Consider the following 16,290-nt stretch of genomic DNA (forward strand, 5'->3'; position numbering starts at 1 on the left):
AGGAGATGCCACGAACGCTGCGGGCGAGGAAATCGCCATAGATCAGTTGAAACCCAAGTATCTTCATTGTCGACCCAAGGCTCTTGCGGGCGAGGCTTCTGCTGCCAGAAGACGTTATTCTTATATGCGTAAATCGATTCTACACAGCGTAACTGGATTTGTCCGCCTTCTGTATCAAATCGCCTTTTGCGCCGACCGTGCAAGGGGTTTGTTGCAAAGGAAAATGCCCGCCAGAATCACGCCACCGCCGACGCACATCAGGGCCGTGAGCCGTTCGTCCAGCAACAACGCCCCCAGCAACACCGCCGTCAGCGGATTGAGTGCGATGAACACGCCGGAACGGGTTGCGCCAATCCGGCGAATACCGTCATACCAGGCGATGTAGGCCAGGGCCGAGCCCAGCACGCCGAGGTACAGCAGGCTCAGCCATTGCCTGATGTCCAGCGCGGTCAACGCCTCCAAGCGAACCTCACCCACCGTCGCGCAGGCAGCCCACAACATCAGCGTGCCCAACAGGATCGACCAGGTGACCGTCTGCAAGGGGCCAAGGCTTTCATTGAGGCTCCGGGAGAACAGCGAATAAATGCCCCATCCCAGTACGCAGCCGAAGATCAGCAAGTCGCCGGTCCAGCCCTGCCCCGTTGCCTGCAACAAGGACGGATCACGGCTGACGATCACCAGCCCCGCCCCGCCGATGCACAGCGCGATGCCGGTGATTTTCAAGCGACCCAACCGTTCCTTGAACAGCCACCAGGACGCCAACCCGATCACCGCCGGATTCAAGGCCACGATCAGCGAGGCCCGCGACGCATTGATGTACTGCAAGCCGTAGAAAAAGCAGAGGTTGTAGAAAAAAATGCCGAAGAACCCCAACGCCGCCAATTGCAGCCCCTGCTTCACACTGGGCTTGGCCAGTGGGATCCCGGCCAGGGCGAGAAACACCAACAGCGCGACACTCGCCAGCAGGAACCGCAGGCTGGCGGCGAACAGGGGCGTGAGGGCATCGGAAAGAATCCGGCCGGCCACGAAGGTTCCGCCCCAGATCATGGTGACCATGGCGAGCTTCAGGTAGACCGGCAGGTCTGAAGGGATTGGGACGGTTTGTTCGAGGGTTTTCATGGTTTCACCACGTTGAATAGGACGAATTACCTGTGGCGAGGGAGCTTGCTCGCGCTGGGCTGCGAAGCAGTCCTTTCATTGACCAGCAATGGGCCCGCTGCGCGGTCCAGCGGGAGCAAGCGCCCTCGCCACGGAAAAGCGCCTGGGCCAAAGTTCCGTGTACGGTTGGGATGCCGTATTGTTCGCCTCATGTTCGATCATCGTAAAATGAGCAATCCCTCATGACCCTCACCCAACTCGAAATCTTCTCGCTGGTCGCCGAGCTGCGCGGTTTCACGGCAGCCGCGACACGCCTGGGCATCGGCCAGTCAGCGGTGTCACACGCCATCAAAACCCTCGAACAGGAATTGGGCGTCGAACTGTTCCGACGTCATCAGTCCCTCGTCGAGCCCAGCGACATCGGCCAGCAGTTGCTGTTGCGGGCCCGGGCCATGCTCGGGTTGGCGAACACCTTGCGCCAGGAAGCCGCCGACGCCCGAGGGATGCGCCGCGGCACGTTGCGCATCGGTTCGTTCGGTCCGACGTCATCGATGAAGTTGCTGCCGTCGATCCTGGCGCGCTTCCGAGCCTTGCACCCGGGGATCGAGGTGCACGTCGACGAGGGGCCGGACCGGCAGGTTCTGCAATGGCTGGATGAACGGCGAATCGACGTCGGCTTCGTGGTCTTGCCTGAAGAGCGCTTCGATACATTCGCGTTGATGGAGGACCAAATGGTCGCCCTGCTCCCCGCCGCTCACCCCCTTGCCGCCCAGGCCAATCTCACGCTCGGCGATCTGTGCAACGACCCTTTCGTACTCACCGAGGCCGGCTCGTCGGAACTGGTCTGGCGCCTGTTCAATGCCGCTCGGCTCACACCGAACGTGCGCTATCGCTGCTCGCAGTTGCTCAGCACGCTCGATATCGTCAGTCGTGGCGACGCGGTAAGCGTGGTGTCCGAAGGCTCGTTGCCGCCCCTCGATGATCCACGTATCGCCAAACGAGCCTTGTCACCACGCGTTCCACGCCAGATCGGCCTGGCCGTGCTGGATCGCCGCCAGGCCTCTCCCGCAACCCTTGCATTTATTGAACTGGCCCAGGCGTTGCACCCGCTCTGATGCGGCGTTCGCCCGGGTGACGGCAGCTCGAATCTTAAATAACCTACTGAGTGACAGTGACTTTCCACAGCCCGACGCGTGAACTTTATAGAGTGCTGTCTATTGGTATGTGCGATTAGGGGGAAAGAATTTATTACGACAGCGAGTACCGTTAGTGGCCATTTTCCGCCGCCAAGCGCTTGACGATGAAAGCGCGCTCTCGCTAGAACGGCTACTGTTGTTACATAACGAAAAAGTTACGATTTACACTTTTCGGTTTAACTACTACAATTTTTTCTGCCTGTACCAGATAGCAGGAGAGTCATTAGTCACCGAGTCGCTACAAAGCGCTTGGCTTATAGCTTTGTTTGCGGTTGGTATCAGCCATCTATTTCTATTGGAGTATTGATATTGTCCAGACTCGCTGAATTTCGCAAAGCCGAGAAGGCCCTTCAGGAACAGCTCGCACAGCTGGAAGCACTGAAGAATGACGCCGGGCTCAAGAAAGAAATCGAATTCGAAGAAAAGCTCCAGGGGCTGATGAAAACCTACGGCAAAGGCCTGCGCGACATTATCGCGATCCTCGAGCCGAACCCGTCCAAGTCAGGCAGCCTCTCCGTCAAGACCCCGAAGACCCGCCGGGCCAGGGTCGTCAAGGTTTACCAGAACCCACACACCGGCGAACTCATCGAAACCAAGGGCGGCAACCATCGCGGCCTGAAAGCCTGGAAGGAAAAGTACGGCGCGAGCACGGTCGATTCGTGGCTGCGTGGCTGACAGTCAACACTAGTGCAAAAAGCCCTGAATACATTCAGGGCTTTTTTATGGCTGAACTTTGGGAGTAATTCCAGAGTAGTACACCGAGGCCTTATAGTTTCAGGCTATTTCGTACTGACTGTATTTCGTCCTGGCTTTCAACATACACCTGCGCCTGCCCCGCGTAGGACAGCACATAGGCGCTCCCCTCGCTTAGTGCTACGACCAGCGTTTGTGACAATACATGACGCCCGTTCTGCGTGATCGTGCAAGTGGTTTCCAAGGCCGTTACGCCGCCCAACACGGAAGCATGAATCTTATTGCAAACGCTTTGATAGCCGCCCTGGAAAAAATCCTTTTGCAGGGACTTCCGCATTTCCAGCAACACGCCTTCCAAGTTCGGCTGATGATCCGCCGCTACAGGCGTTACAGTCAGCTCCATGACCATCAAGGCATTGCCGGAAAGGTCGTTCTTGGTCGCACGCTGCCGGTGGGTACCCGGTGCTGGCGCATCGGCAGACAACGACTCGACTTTCCAGCCCTGGGGCCAGATTACCTGTGGTTCGGCCGCTCCGGCATCAACACTCGCCACGACGGCGAACAGCAACAAAGACAGCGGAAGGAACGATCGAAACATTGCACTGCACTCTAAGGCGAATCCTGAAGTCTGATGGGCGTCGCATTGCCAGGCAATAGCGATGTTTGGCGATGCCATGCCCCTTGCGTATCATGGACACACCTGCAAGGAAGCCGTCCAGCGCAAGCCCAGGACCGTCGCGCCCACGTTGCGACGCCGTTTGCCCCACTTATTTTCCGGAGGGCCCATGAGCCTGCACGAACTCAACACTTTCCCTGGCGTCACCGCACTACCCGACGCCGCCACGACCCAGTTCGTCTTCAACCACACCATGCTGCGGGTCAAGGACATTACCAAATCCCTGGACTTCTATACCCGCGTGCTGGGTTTTTCCCTGGTGGAAAAACGTGATTTCCCTGAAGCCGAATTCAGCCTGTATTTCCTGGCGCTGGTGGACAAAAACCGGATCCCGGCGGACGCGGCGGTGCGCACCGAGTGGATGAAATCGATCCCCGGTATTCTCGAACTGACCCACAATCATGGCAGCGAAAACGACCCGGCGTTCGCCTACCACAACGGCAACACCGACCCGCGCGGTTTTGGCCACATCTGCATCTCGGTGCCGGACGTCGTCGCCGCCTGCGAACGCTTCGAAGCGCTGGGCTGTGACTTCCAGAAGCGCCTGAACGATGGCCGCATGAAAAGCCTGGCGTTCATCAAGGACCCGGACGGCTACTGGGTTGAAATCATCCAGCCTGCGCCACTGTAAGTCTTGCTGGACCGGGCTCGATCCTTCAGCTACACATAAAAAACCCCAGGGGCCAAGGCCCATGGGGTTTTTGTTGTTTCAGCGAGAGGCGATCAGGCCGGCGCGGAAGTGCGGATCAGGTGGTCGAAGGCACTCAACGAAGCCTTGGCCCCCTCGCCCACGGCGATCACGATCTGCTTGTACGGCACGGTGGTTACGTCACCGGCGGCGAACACACCCGGGATCGAGGTTTCGCCACGGGCATCGACGATGATCTCGCCACGCGGTGACAACTCGACGGTGCCCTTGAGCCAATCGGTGTTAGGCAACAGGCCGATCTGCACAAAGATCCCTTCCAGCGCCACGTCGCGCAATTCACCGCTCGGACGATCCTTGTAGCGCAGGCCATTGACCTTCTGCCCATCGCCGGTTACTTCAGTGGTCTGGGCGTTGGTGATCACCGTCACGTTTGGCAGGCTGTGCAGTTTGCGCTGCAACACCGCGTCGGCACGCAATTGCACATCGAACTCCAGCAACGTGACATGGGAGACGATACCCGCCAGGTCGATGGCCGCTTCGACGCCGGAGTTGCCACCACCGATTACCGCCACGCGCTTGCCCTTGAACAGTGGACCGTCGCAGTGCGGGCAGTACGCCACGCCTTTGTTGCGGTATTGCTGCTCGCCCGGCACGTTCATTTCGCGCCAGCGGGCGCCGGTCGCCAGAATCACGGTCTTGGCCTTGAGGCTTGCGCCGCTGGCGAACTTGACTTCATGCAGCCCGCCGTCCGTGCCAGGCACCAAGGCGTCGGCGCGTTGCAGGTTCATGATGTCCACGTCGTACTGCTTGACGTGTTCTTCCAGGGCAACGGCCAGTTTCGGGCCTTCGGTTTCCTGGACCGAGATGAAGTTCTCGATGGCCATGGTGTCGAGCACCTGGCCGCCGAAACGCTCGGCCGCCACACCGGTGCGGATACCTTTGCGCGCTGCGTAGATCGCCGCCGAGGCACCGGCCGGGCCACCGCCGACCACCAACACGTCGAAGGCGTCCTTGGCGCTGATCTTCTCGGCTTGGCGCTCGATGCCGCTGGTGTCGATCTTGGCGAGGATTTCTTCCAGGCCCATGCGGCCCTGGCCGAAGTTCACACCGTTCAAGTAGATGCTTGGCACGGCCATGATCTGGCGTTCATCGACTTCGGCCTGGAACAGTGCGCCGTCGATGGCGACGTGCTTGATGTTCGGGTTCAGCACAGCCATCAGGTTCAGCGCCTGGACCACGTCCGGGCAGTTCTGGCACGACAGCGAGAAATACGTCTCGAAGTTGAACTCGCCCTTGAGCGAGCGGATCTGTTCGATCACTTCGACACTGGCCTTCGAAGGGTGGCCACCGACTTGCAGCAGGGCCAGCACCAGCGAAGTGAATTCATGCCCCATGGGAATGCCGGCGAAACGCAGGCTGATATCGGCTCCGGGGCGGTTCAACGAGAACGATGGCTTGCGCGCATCAGTACCGTTGTCGAGCAAGGTAATCTGATTGGAAAGACTGGCAACGTCTTTGAGTAACGCGAGCATTTCCTGGGATTTCGCACCGTCGTCGAGGGATGCAACGATCTCGATCGGCTGGGTGACCCGTTCCAGGTATGACTTCAACTGAGCTTTAAGATTGGCGTCCAACATACGGGCGATTTCCATGTTTGAATTTCAGAAAAAACAACGCCCGAGCGAATCTCGCCCGGGCGTTTTTTGGGGCGAAGCGGCTTACCTGATTAAGAGCGGATCGCCCTCGGATGACTCACGGACTTAGATCTTGCCGACCAGGTCCAGGGACGGAGCCAGGGTGGCCTCGCCTTCTTTCCACTTGGCTGGGCAGACTTCGCCTGGGTGAGCGGCAACATACTGAGCAGCCTTGATCTTGCGCAGCAGCTCGGAAGCGTCACGGCCTACACCGCCGTCGTTGATTTCAACGATCTTGATTTGGCCTTCTGGGTTGATCACGAAAGTACCGCGGTCAGCCAGGCCTGCTTCTTCGATCAGCACGTCGAAGTTGCGGGAGATTGCCAGGGTCGGGTCGCCGATCATGGTGTACTGGATCTTGCCGATGGCTGGCGAAGTGTTGTGCCAGGCGGCGTGGGCAAAGTGAGTGTCGGTGGACACGCTGTAGATCTCGACGCCCAGTTTCTGGAATTCGGCGTAGTTGTCGGCCAGGTCTTCCAGCTCGGTTGGGCAAACGAAGGTGAAGTCAGCCGGGTAGAAGAACACGACAGACCACTTGCCTTTCAGGTCAGCATCCGACACTTCGACGAATGCGCCGTTTTTGAAAGCGGTAGCTTTGAACGGTTTAACTTGGCTGTTGATGATAGGCATCGTTGACTCTCCGTCAGGGGTTGAAAAGTTGATGGGGGAATCTTAGCCATTCATTCCGCTATTGGCTCATTGCCAAACCTCATGCGAATGATTGGTTTTGGCTATCAGGAATCCATATAGATAGAAGAAATCTGTAGGAGCTGGCGAAGGCTCGGGCCGCGTTCGGACGATCTTTTGATCTTGATCTGGATCTTTCGCTTGAGAGGCAAATGTCAGGGGAAAGATCGCAGCCTCGTTGCACTCGGCAGCTCCTACAGGCAGCGCCTACAGGCGTCTTCCACGCGTCAGGCAGTGGGCGTACGCATGGTGACGAATTCTTCGGCGGCGGTCGGGTGTACCCCTATGGTTTCGTCAAAGTCACGCTTGGTCGCACCAGCCTTCAGGGCAATCGCCAGGCCCTGCACGATTTCCCCCGCGTCCGGGCCGACCATGTGGCAACCCAAGACCTTATCGGTCTTGGCATCGACCACCAGCTTCATCAGCGTGCGTTCCTGGCACTCGGTGAGGGTCAGCTTCATCGGCCGGAAACGGCTTTCGAAAATCTGCACCTCATGGCCCTCCTCCCGGGCCTGCTCTTCCGTCAGGCCAACCGTGCCGATGTTCGGCAGGCTGAACACGGCGGTGGGGATCATCCGGTAATCCACCAGGCGATACTGCTCGGGCTTGAACAGACGTCGCGCCACCGCCATGCCCTCGGCCAACGCGACAGGCGTGAGCTGCACGCGGCCGATCACGTCGCCAATGGCCAGGATCGACGGCTCGGCGGTCTCGTATTTTTCGTTGACCTGGACAAAGCCTTTTTCGTCCAGCGTCACGCCGGTATTCTCCAGGCCGAGGTTGTCCAGCATCGGTCGCCGGCCAGTGGCGTAGAACACGCAATCGGTGGACAGCGTGCGACCGTCCTTGAGTGTTACCTTCAGGCTGCCGTCGGCTTCTTTGTCGATGCGCTGGATATCCGCGTTGAACTGCAGGTCCAGGCCACGACGTTGCAACTCCTCGGCCAAATGCTTGCGCACTGCGCCGTCGAAGCCACGCAAGAACAGGTCGCCGCGATAGAGCAAGGACGTTTGCGCGCCCATGCCGTGGAAGATCCCGGCGAATTCCACCGCGATGTAGCCGCCGCCCACCACCAGCATGCGCTTGGGTAGCGTCTTCAGGAAAAACGCCTCGTTGGAACTGATGGCGTGCTCGCGCCCTGGAATATCCGGGATCACCGGCCAGCCACCCGTGGCGATCATGATGTGTTCGGCGGTGTGGCGCTCGCCGTTGATCTCGACTTCGTGTGGGCCGGTGATCCTGGCGTGGCCTTCGTGCAACGTGACGCCACTGTTGCCCAGCAGGTTGCGGTAGATACCGTTGAGGCGATTGATCTCGCGATCCTTGTTGGCAATCAGCGTCGCCCAGTCGAAACTCGCCTCGCCGGCCGTCCAGCCGTAGGCCGACGCTTGTTCGAAGTCCTCGGCGTAATGCGCTCCGTAGACCAACAGTTTTTTCGGCACGCAACCGACGTTGACGCAGGTCCCGCCCAGGTAGCGGCTTTCCGCCACGGCCACTTTCGCGCCGAACCCCGCAGCAAACCGCGCCGCCCGCACACCGCCGGAACCGGCGCCAATCACATACAGATCAAAATCGTAGGCCATCATCTATCTCCTTCGGCAGGTTGTCAGCATACCTGCTGCTTTCACCTGGGGCAGCGTTCAGATGGTTATGGGGGCGGAACCTCAAAAGCCAAACGGTTTTTTGCAGCTTGTGGCAAGGGCGCTTGCCCCCGCCCGGCGCTGTAGGAACTGCGTAGCAACTACGTAGGAGCTGCGTAGGAACTGCGTAGGAGCTGCCGAGTGAAACGAGGCTGCGATCTTTCCCCAGACACTTGAATCTCAAGATCAAGATCAAGATCAAGATCAAAAGATCGCAGGCTTCGCCAGCTCCTACCGGGCCCGGCTGGAGCAGCTCCTCGCCACGGGATGCTCAGCGCCTGCGATTTGCAGGCAAAAAAACGCCCCGAACCAGTCGGGGCGTTTTTTCAAGCGCGACGCAGGCTTATCAGTAAGCCTTGCCGGTCTTGTAGAAGTTTTCGAAGCAGAAGTTGGTCGCGTCGATATAACCTTCGGCGCCACCGCAGTCGAAACGCTTGCCCTTGAACTTGTAGGCCATGACGCAGCCGTTCTGGGCCTGTTTCATCAGGGCGTCGGTGATCTGGATTTCACCGCCCTTGCCTGGCTCGGTCTGTTCGATCAGGTCGAAGATGTCCGGGGTCAGGATGTAGCGGCCGATGATCGCCAGGTTCGACGGTGCATCTTCAGGCTTTGGTTTTTCAACCATGCTGTGGACGCGATAGATGTCGTCGCGGATCATTTCGCCAGCGATCACACCGTACTTGTTGGTTTCCTGCGGATCCACTTCCTGGATCGCCACGATGGAGCAGCGGAACTGCTTGTACAGCTTGACCATCTGGGTCAGTACGCCGTCGCCTTCCAGGTTGACGCAAAGGTCGTCCGCGAGGACCACGGCGAACGGTTCGTCACCAATCAGCGGGCGGCCGGTGAGGATTGCGTGGCCCAGGCCTTTCATTTCGGTCTGGCGGGTGTAGGAGAACGAGCACTCGTCCAGCAACTTGCGGATGCCGACCAGGTATTTTTCCTTGTCGGTGCCCTTGATCTGGTTTTCCAGCTCGTAGCTGATGTCGAAATGGTCTTCCAGGGCGCGCTTGCCACGGCCGGTGACGATGGAAATTTCCGTCAGGCCTGCATCGAGGGCTTCTTCGACGCCGTACTGGATCAGTGGCTTGTTCACCACCGGCAGCATTTCTTTGGGCATGGCTTTAGTCGCTGGCAGGAAGCGAGTACCGTAACCGGCTGCTGGGAACAAGCATTTCTTGATCATATAAGTCCTTGAAAAGGCGGTGTGTACAGGTTTCGGCGCAGTCTAATCAGCCGGCAGGCGGCTTACAATGCCTGCACTGGCCAACCGATGCCATCATAGAGAAATAAACTGGCGGATAGTTCAATCGCCTTTCGCTTCGATGGTTCCAGCGGTCCCCACTGTACGCCCATCAGCGCTGTTTGCGGGTATTTGGCGTATCATGGCCGCCTTGATCCCGCCAACGAGGCAGATAGATGTCGGCAACACAGAACGCAAACGGTTATTCGGTCAGCCAGGACAAGGACGGCCAATGGTGGATTATCAACTACCATGGCGAGCAGGTCGCCGGCCCCTTGCCCAGCAAGACGATGGCGGTGGAAGTCGCCGCGGTCTTCCAGGACGAGCGCTCTGCCCCGGCGCCCCGGGAACGCGAACAGGCGCCAGCACGCAATAATCGCCGCAAGAAGTAATCGACCAGCCCCTTCGATGCCTGGGTGCTCTAAGGGGTCATTGGTTTAGCTGTACCGGAATGGCCATTCGCTATAATCTCGCGCCATCCTTCCCTTCTCGATGACGCTCCCCATGAAGACATTCCTGGCACTGTCCGCAGTCCTGGCCCTGGCAGGTTGTGCCTCGGCGGAAAAAACCTACCTGGATAACGGCGAGCAAGGCCTGTCCATCGACTGTTCGGGCGAAGCCAACTCCTGGGCAACCTGTTATGAGAAAGCGGATGCCTCATGCGCCGGCACCGGCTACCGCATCGTCGGCACCGATGGCACGCCACAGGCCAAGGACAGCGAAAAGACCTTGGGCGTCGACGTCGGGAACTTCACCAGCCGCAGTGTCGTGGTCGTCTGCAAATAAGCTAGATGTGAATCTCGGCGAACTTGATCCCCAGGCCCCGCAGGGTCTCGATCAGATCATCGAGCCGGCCGAAGGATTCGACTTCGTCCTGGTCATCCACCAGAAAGAAACTGCGTCCGGCGCTTTTCTTGAAAAAGACGATCCACTCCCCGGGGCTCGCGGGATTCTGTATCACATGGGTGGCGCAGATAAGTCCTTCTGCATGGCGCTCGCGGACCTGCTCGCGTTTCATCGACTGAACTCCATAAATGACAATGCCGCCAACGTGACCGTGGCGGCATTTTTTCGAAGGGCGCAGCTTAACCGATGCCCGGCCCGTTCGTCAGGCCCGGAACGCGCTCAACCGGAGATGCACGCGTTGGCCGCTTCCTGCACGTCCCCCGGACGCACCGGCACGTTGGACATGCTTTCGTGCAACTTGATGCTGCTGCCACTGGAGCGCTCGTCAATGTCGAACACCGCCGCGGGCAGCGTCGACAATCGGCCCGGCACGATCACCCGGACGCCGTTCTTGTGCGGTTCCATCTGCAGCGGGCCACGGGTCTTGAGCAGCTTGTCGGCAACGCAATTGGCGTATTCATGAGGTTTCTTACCGGAGATGACGCTCATGGTGGGTGGCGTCTGGTTGATGTCCGATACCGATGCACATCCACCCAAGGCCAAGGCCATTACCCACACGCTGCGCTTCATATCATTCCTCCAGTAAAGACCCTCCGACAATGCAAACGCCGTTTTTCTCCGGCGCCCTGGCTTTTTTATTCGCCTACCGGCCATAAATAAGTTTCACCCAGGACAGGGATCGGTTATTGCAGCGTGGTGCTGGTAAACTGCGCGCCATTATTTGCCCACCTTGCCGTGTCGATTGCAAGAAATGCCCTTCTGGAGGCACCCATGAAATTCATCCATCAGCGCGAGCACCTCAACGAGGACGATATCGTCGTTATCGAATGCTCCCAAATGTGCAACATCCGCTTGATGAACGACGCCAATTTCCGCAGCTTCAAGAACGGCGGCCGGCACACTTACCATGGCGGCGCGTTCGACACGTTCCCGGCCCGGATCACCGCGCCCAGCACCGGTTTCTGGAACATTACCATCGACACCGTCAGCCGTCGCGCCATCAGCGTCACCCGCAAGCCGACCCTGACCTACAAGATCAAGATCATCCGGCGCTCCAGCTCGAAACTCAGCTGAGCCGCCCTTTCGTAAAAAACAGGAAAGACCGTGGCCCCGACGACCAAATACGTTATCAAGTACAAGCTCAACGGCGAACGCCGCTTCGAGTTCGCGCAGTTGCAGACCGGCACCGAGGAAGAAGCCATGGCTGCGCTGAAAAAGCTGCATGGCGAGACGGACGATGAGATCACCGAGCTCAAGGTCAGCAGGGCACTCTGAAGCTTGCCTGTCTTGTGTGGCGAGGGAGCTTGCTCCCGCTCGGCCTTGTAGGAGCTGCGTAGGAGCTGCGTAGGAGCTGCCGAGCGAAGCGAGGCTGCGATCTTGTCCCGAACTATTGAGTCGCAAGCGAAAGCGAAAGCGAAAGCGAAAGTTCAAAGGATCGCAGGCTTCGCCAGCTCCTACACAGCGCAAGAATCGGAGTGCCCGGCAACGCTCCACTCCGCAGACTGACCAGTCCTTCCAACCAGGATTGCAACCATGTCCCCTGCGCTCTCCCTGACAGAAAATCTATGCAATCTCGACTGGCCCACCTTGGAACGAAACCTCGACCAGGACGGCTGTACGGTCATTCGCAACCTGTTGCCGGCGGTGCAATGCCAACGGTTGAGCGGCTTATACGCCGACCCCGGGCTTTTCCGTTCGCGGGTCATAATGGCGCGCCATGGATTCGGGCGCGGCGAGTATCAGTATTTTGCCTATCCGTTGCCTGAGGTCGTCGCGCAACTGCGTCAGTCGCTGTATCCGAAGCTGGTACCGCTGGCCAATCGCTGGAACGAGTGCATGGGCCTGGACGCACGCTACCCGGACAAACACGCCGACTTCATCCAACGCTGCCACGCCGCCGGGCAACAACGCCCCACCCCCTTGCTGCTGCAGTACGGCCCGCAGGACTACAACTGCCTGCACCAGGACCTGTATGGCGAACACGTGTTCCCGTTGCAGGTGGCGATCCTGCTGTCAGAACCGGGCGAGAACTTTACCGGTGGCGAGTTTGTCCTCACTGAACAGCGTCCGCGCATGCAATCGCGCCCCCAGGTCATCGACCTGAAACAAGGCGACGCCGTAGTGTTCGCCGTACATCAGCGGCCGGTCAAAGGCGTTCGGGGTTATTATCGAGTCAACTTGCGCCATGGCGTCAGCCGCGTACACAGCGGTCGCCGGCACACACTCGGGATCATTTTTCATGATGCGCAATGACGACACGCCCATCACCTTGGACCTGTTCGCCGACCAGGCGCCCACTCCCCCCGGCCAGGTCGAACAGATCGGCCAACAGTCCTTTGTGCTGCGCGGGTTTGCCCTGCCCTGGCTCGACCGCCTGCTGCCAGCGCTGGAAAACGTCTTGCAGGCAGCACCGTTCCGGCAGATGGTCACGCCCGGCGGTTTCACCATGTCGGTGGCGTTGACCAGTTGTGGCGCACTCGGCTGGACCACTGACCGCAGCGGCTACCGCTATACGGCCCACGACCCGCAGACCGGCCACCCCTGGCCCGACATGCCGCAAGTATTTCGCGAACTGGCCCGGGCCGGCGCCAGGCAGGCGGGGTTCGAGCATTTCGAGCCGGACGCCTGCCTGATCAACCGCTATGTGCCCGGCGCACGCATGTCGCTGCACCAGGACAAGAACGAACGCGCCCTGACGGCCCCCGTCGTCTCGCTCTCCCTGGGACTGCCGGCAGTCTTCCAGTTCGGCGGGCTCGAGCGCAGCGACAAAAGCCAGCGCATCCCGTTGTTCCATGGCGACATTGTGGTCTGGGGTGGCGTGGACCGGTTGCGCTACCACGGCGTGCTGCCGCTCAAGTCGGGAGAGCATCTGCGCCTGGGCGCCCAACGGATCAACCTGACGTTCCGCATGGCCGGATAAAAGCGCAGAATTCAACCGCAAGACCCGGAGTGTCGTCACCGGCATGGCTCCTTACTCTAGGCAAAACGGGCCAATGGAATCACGACCATGAACAACACTTCCAACAACCGCTCCCCTGACCAGGACCCACGCTGGGCCGCCGTGCTCGCCCGGGATCCACGCGCCGACGGCACATTTGTCTATGGCGTGAAGACCACCGGCATCTATTGCCACCCCAGCAGCCTGTCGCGCCTGCCGAACCCGCGCAACGTCGAATTCTTCGACACACCGGAACAGGCCCAGGCCGCCGGCTACCGCCCCAGCAAACGCCTGGCAAGGGACCAGACCCAGATTGCCGCGCAACAAGCGGCCCGGGTCGCCGCCGCCTGCCGGCAGATCGAGGCGGCCGAAGAACTGCCTGGGCTGAATGACCTCGCCAGGACTGCGGGCCTGAGCCCCTTTCACTTCCACCGTGTTTTCAAATCCATCACCGGCCTGACACCCAAGGCCTACGCCGCTGCCCATCGCTCACGCAAGGTGCGCGAACGCTTGGCCGACGCCGGGTCGGTGACCGAAGCGCTGTACGACGCCGGCTTCAATTCCAACAGCCGCTTCTATGAAGCCGCCGACAAAGTCCTGGGCATGAAACCCGCCGATTACCGCGCCGCCGGACAAAACACTGACATTCGCTTCGCCGTCGGCCAGTGCTCCCTCGGGGCGATCCTGGTGGCACAAAGCGAGCGCGGTGTGTGCGCGATCCTGCTAGGGGACGATCCGGACGCGTTGGTGCGCGACCTGCAAGACAAATTCCGTCGCGCCAACCTCATTGGTGCCGACCGGGAATTCGAGCAACTGATCGCCCAAGTGGTGGGGTTTATCGAAGCGCCGGCCCTGGGCCTGGACTTGCCGTTGGACCTGCGCGGCACGGCGTTCCAGGAACGGGTCTGGCAAGCCCTGCGGGAGATTCCGCCAGGCAGCACCGCCAGCTACGCCGAGATCGCCCAGCGCATCGGCTTGCCCAAAGCGGTGCGCGCGGTGGCCCAGGCCTGCGGCGCCAACAGCCTCGCCGTGGCGATCCCCTGCCACCGGGTGGTGCGCAGCGACGGCAACCTGTCCGGCTACCGCTGGGGCGTTGAGCGCAAGCGTCAGCTGTTGGCGCTGGAGCGCTCGCCGGAGGATTGAATGCCGATATAGATCGCCACCGAATCAGGCGCGTTGTACACCTCGAAATCGGTGGTGAACCGGCGCACGGCCTGCGGATTATCGGCGAAGTAGGCCCAGATCAGCCCCCAGGCCTGGATCACGCAGCCGGGCATTTCGCCCTTGGCCGAGAACACCAGGTAATCCCCGCCCTCAATATCCACGGCGGGGTAGCCTGCGCTCGTGGCATCGACCTGCACACCCGCCGTCACGTTGAAATGCCCGGTGGCATCGGACTCGTAGCCGGAATACACCCCATAGACGAACGACTCCGACTGGCGTGCCGGGATCTGGTCGAACACCCCTTCAGTGAAGAACCGCTGCCACATCGGGCCGATCTTCGCCGTGTCGTCCCGTTGCTCGTCGGCGTTGCGGGTGCGCACCTGCAATCCGGCGACCGTGAAGGGTTCGACGGTCCTGAGTTTCACGTCCATGGGTCGGGCTCCTTGATGGTTGAAGTCCGCATGGTACCGATCCTTGCGTCGGGATCAACCCGGGCATCGATTGAAAAACTCGACTGGCCCTGGCTGGGTCACTCCTGCTAAAAACAGCGTTTCCTTCTGCCGTCGGAGACACCCGGACATGAGCCAGTGGCCAGACACCCGCATTCTTGACCTGCTCGGCATCGAGCATCCTATCATCCAGGGCCCGCTGGCCGGGGTGACCGGTCCGGCCATGGTGGTCGCCACTTCCAATGCCGGCGGGATGGGCTCGATGCCTGCCGCGATGCTCGATGTAGAGCAATTGCGCCAGGCCCTGACCGACATTGCCGAACAGACCGACAAGCCGTTCAGCGTCAACTTTTTCAGCCACCAACCGCCGGTTTTTGATGAACAAAGGGCCGAGGCCTGGAAGCAACGACTCAAGCCTTATTACGAAGAGCTGGGCGCCGATTTTGACGCGCCAACGCCGGTGTCCAATCGCACGCCGTTCGACGACGCGGCCTGCCGCGTGCTGGAAGAATTGCGACCCAAGGTGGTCAGCTTCCACTTCGGCCTGCCGGAAAAGTCATTGCTGGATCGGGTCAAGGCCACCGGCGCGAAGATCCTCTCGTCGGCCACCACTGTCGAGGAAGCCATCTGGCTCGAACAGCACGGCTGCGACGCGATCATCGCCATGGGCTTTGAAGCCGGCGGCCATCGCGGGATGTTCCTCAGTGACGACCTCAACACCCAGGTGGGCCTGTTCGCCTTGCTGCCGCAGGTCGTGGACGCGGTGAAGGTGCCGGTGATTGCAACCGGCGGTATCGGCGATGCGCGCGGGATCGTCGCCGCGTTCGCCCTGGGCGCGTCGGCGGTGCAGCTGGGCAGCGCTTATCTGTTCACGCCGGAAGCCAAGATCAGCGCGTCCCATCACCGGGCGTTGCGCACGGCCAAGGAAAGCCAGACCGCAGTCACCAATCTGTTCACGGGTCGCCCGGCCCGAGGGATCGTCAACCGAGTGATGCGCGAAGTCGGCCCGATGAGTCCACTCGCACCAGCCTTTCCCCTGGCGGGCGGCGCATTGATGCCCTTGCGCGCCAAAGATGAAGCTGACTTCTCCAATCTCTGGGCCGGCCAGGCGTTTCCCATGGGACGCGAGTTGCCGAGCGGCGAATTGACCAAGCGTTTGGCCGAGGAAGCGCTGGCTCGGTTCAAGGGCTGAGCGCAAGCCTGACAGTCCCCGGCGCTTGACCGGACGCTATCGCGAGCAAGCTCGCTCCCACAGGG

20 protein-coding genes are annotated in these 16,290 nt (G+C 60.3%); 11 read left to right on the forward strand and 9 right to left on the reverse strand.

Annotated features, from left to right (window positions below):
• Window positions 1-174: 174 nt before the first annotated feature.
• Entirely contained in the window at window positions 175-1,119 is a 945-nt protein-coding gene (locus tag M8Q45_RS13795; protein ID WP_249875210.1) for a DMT family transporter, read from the reverse strand.
• 221 nt (window positions 1,120-1,340) lie between these two features.
• Between M8Q45_RS13795 and M8Q45_RS13800 the strand changes: the two genes are divergently transcribed.
• Window positions 1,341-2,213, forward strand: coding sequence for a LysR family transcriptional regulator (locus M8Q45_RS13800; RefSeq protein WP_249875211.1), 873 nt, complete (start codon window positions 1,341-1,343; stop codon window positions 2,211-2,213).
• A 390-nt stretch (window positions 2,214-2,603) separates the two neighbouring features.
• Window positions 2,604-2,969, forward strand: a complete 366-nt coding sequence (locus M8Q45_RS13805; protein WP_249875212.1) for a histone-like nucleoid-structuring protein, MvaT/MvaU family — start codon at window positions 2,604-2,606, stop codon at window positions 2,967-2,969.
• A 91-nt stretch (window positions 2,970-3,060) separates the two neighbouring features.
• Here M8Q45_RS13805 and M8Q45_RS13810 read toward each other — a convergent pair whose 3' ends face one another.
• Window positions 3,061-3,585, reverse strand: a complete 525-nt coding sequence (locus M8Q45_RS13810; RefSeq protein WP_249877328.1) for a DUF4946 domain-containing protein — start codon at window positions 3,583-3,585, stop codon at window positions 3,061-3,063.
• A 187-nt stretch (window positions 3,586-3,772) separates the two neighbouring features.
• Here M8Q45_RS13810 and gloA point away from each other — a divergent pair, with 187 nt between their 5' ends.
• Complete coding sequence (gloA, locus tag M8Q45_RS13815; RefSeq protein ID WP_249875213.1) at window positions 3,773-4,294, forward strand: lactoylglutathione lyase; 522 nt, start codon at window positions 3,773-3,775, stop codon at window positions 4,292-4,294.
• 92 nt (window positions 4,295-4,386) lie between these two features.
• Here gloA and ahpF read toward each other — a convergent pair whose 3' ends face one another.
• The 4 genes from ahpF to galU form a co-directional block, all read right to left on the reverse strand.
• On the reverse strand, window positions 4,387-5,949 hold the full coding sequence (ahpF, locus tag M8Q45_RS13820; RefSeq protein WP_249875214.1) for an alkyl hydroperoxide reductase subunit F: 1,563 nt from the start codon (window positions 5,947-5,949) through the stop codon (window positions 4,387-4,389).
• A gap of 123 nt (window positions 5,950-6,072) precedes the next feature.
• Window positions 6,073-6,636: an alkyl hydroperoxide reductase subunit C gene (gene ahpC / locus M8Q45_RS13825; RefSeq protein ID WP_011061677.1), complete on the reverse strand. Its 564-nt coding sequence runs from the start codon at window positions 6,634-6,636 to the stop codon at window positions 6,073-6,075.
• A gap of 284 nt (window positions 6,637-6,920) precedes the next feature.
• Window positions 6,921-8,276 (reverse strand): glutathione-disulfide reductase, encoded by a 1,356-nt coding sequence (gene gorA / locus M8Q45_RS13830; RefSeq protein ID WP_249875215.1) that lies wholly within the window; start codon window positions 8,274-8,276, stop codon window positions 6,921-6,923.
• Window positions 8,277-8,679: 403 nt separating this feature from the next.
• Window positions 8,680-9,519, reverse strand: a complete 840-nt coding sequence (galU, locus tag M8Q45_RS13835; protein ID WP_003182953.1) for a UTP--glucose-1-phosphate uridylyltransferase GalU — start codon at window positions 9,517-9,519, stop codon at window positions 8,680-8,682.
• 233 nt (window positions 9,520-9,752) lie between these two features.
• Between galU and M8Q45_RS13840 the strand changes: the two genes are divergently transcribed.
• Together M8Q45_RS13840 and M8Q45_RS13845 are read left to right on the forward strand one after the other, a co-directional pair.
• Window positions 9,753-9,968 carry a hypothetical protein gene (locus tag M8Q45_RS13840; protein ID WP_030142221.1) on the forward strand — a complete coding sequence of 72 codons (216 nt, stop codon included), beginning with the start codon at window positions 9,753-9,755 and terminating at the stop codon, window positions 9,966-9,968.
• A gap of 112 nt (window positions 9,969-10,080) precedes the next feature.
• A complete protein-coding gene (locus M8Q45_RS13845) occupies window positions 10,081-10,362 on the forward strand; it encodes a hypothetical protein (protein WP_249875216.1) in 282 nt (93 codons plus the stop codon).
• Window position 10,363: 1 nt separating this feature from the next.
• Here the strand turns inward: M8Q45_RS13845 and M8Q45_RS13850 are convergent, their stop codons facing one another.
• Both M8Q45_RS13850 and M8Q45_RS13855 read right to left on the reverse strand, forming a co-directional pair.
• Window positions 10,364-10,594, reverse strand: coding sequence for a hypothetical protein (locus tag M8Q45_RS13850; RefSeq protein WP_030142223.1), 231 nt, complete (start codon window positions 10,592-10,594; stop codon window positions 10,364-10,366).
• Between the two features lie 107 nt (window positions 10,595-10,701).
• Window positions 10,702-11,052 carry a hypothetical protein gene (locus M8Q45_RS13855; RefSeq protein ID WP_249875217.1) on the reverse strand — a complete coding sequence of 117 codons (351 nt, stop codon included), beginning with the start codon at window positions 11,050-11,052 and terminating at the stop codon, window positions 10,702-10,704.
• Between the two features lie 201 nt (window positions 11,053-11,253).
• Between M8Q45_RS13855 and M8Q45_RS13860 the strand changes: the two genes are divergently transcribed.
• From M8Q45_RS13860 to ada, 5 genes are all read left to right on the forward strand, one after another.
• Complete coding sequence (locus M8Q45_RS13860) at window positions 11,254-11,556, forward strand: DUF1883 domain-containing protein (RefSeq protein WP_249875218.1); 303 nt, start codon at window positions 11,254-11,256, stop codon at window positions 11,554-11,556.
• Window positions 11,557-11,586: 30 nt separating this feature from the next.
• Window positions 11,587-11,757 (forward strand): hypothetical protein, encoded by a 171-nt coding sequence (locus tag M8Q45_RS13865; protein ID WP_249875219.1) that lies wholly within the window; start codon window positions 11,587-11,589, stop codon window positions 11,755-11,757.
• A 258-nt stretch (window positions 11,758-12,015) separates the two neighbouring features.
• Window positions 12,016-12,735, forward strand: coding sequence for a 2OG-Fe(II) oxygenase (locus tag M8Q45_RS13870; protein ID WP_249875220.1), 720 nt, complete (start codon window positions 12,016-12,018; stop codon window positions 12,733-12,735).
• The gene (gene alkB / locus M8Q45_RS13875; protein ID WP_249877329.1) at window positions 12,725-13,402 is read left to right on the forward strand and encodes a DNA oxidative demethylase AlkB; all 678 of its coding nucleotides are present in this window, start codon (window positions 12,725-12,727) and stop codon (window positions 13,400-13,402) included. Before M8Q45_RS13870 ends, alkB begins: the two co-directional genes overlap by 11 nt.
• 87 nt (window positions 13,403-13,489) lie before the next feature.
• Entirely contained in the window at window positions 13,490-14,563 is a 1,074-nt protein-coding gene (gene ada / locus M8Q45_RS13880) for a bifunctional DNA-binding transcriptional regulator/O6-methylguanine-DNA methyltransferase Ada (protein WP_198798340.1), read from the forward strand.
• On the opposite strand, the gene M8Q45_RS13885 is transcribed toward ada, so the two are convergent.
• Window positions 14,527-15,015, reverse strand: coding sequence for a GyrI-like domain-containing protein (locus M8Q45_RS13885; RefSeq protein WP_249875221.1), 489 nt, complete (start codon window positions 15,013-15,015; stop codon window positions 14,527-14,529). The two genes, ada and M8Q45_RS13885, sit on opposite strands and share 37 nt — an antisense overlap.
• A 148-nt stretch (window positions 15,016-15,163) precedes the next feature.
• Between M8Q45_RS13885 and M8Q45_RS13890 the strand changes: the two genes are divergently transcribed.
• Window positions 15,164-16,225: an NAD(P)H-dependent flavin oxidoreductase gene (locus M8Q45_RS13890; protein WP_249875222.1), complete on the forward strand. Its 1,062-nt coding sequence runs from the start codon at window positions 15,164-15,166 to the stop codon at window positions 16,223-16,225.
• The last annotated feature ends 65 nt before the right edge of the window (window positions 16,226-16,290 follow it).

This window comes from Pseudomonas sp. T1.Ur (genome assembly GCF_023516725.1).
Lineage (GTDB): Bacteria > Pseudomonadota > Gammaproteobacteria > Pseudomonadales > Pseudomonadaceae > Aquipseudomonas > Aquipseudomonas alvandae.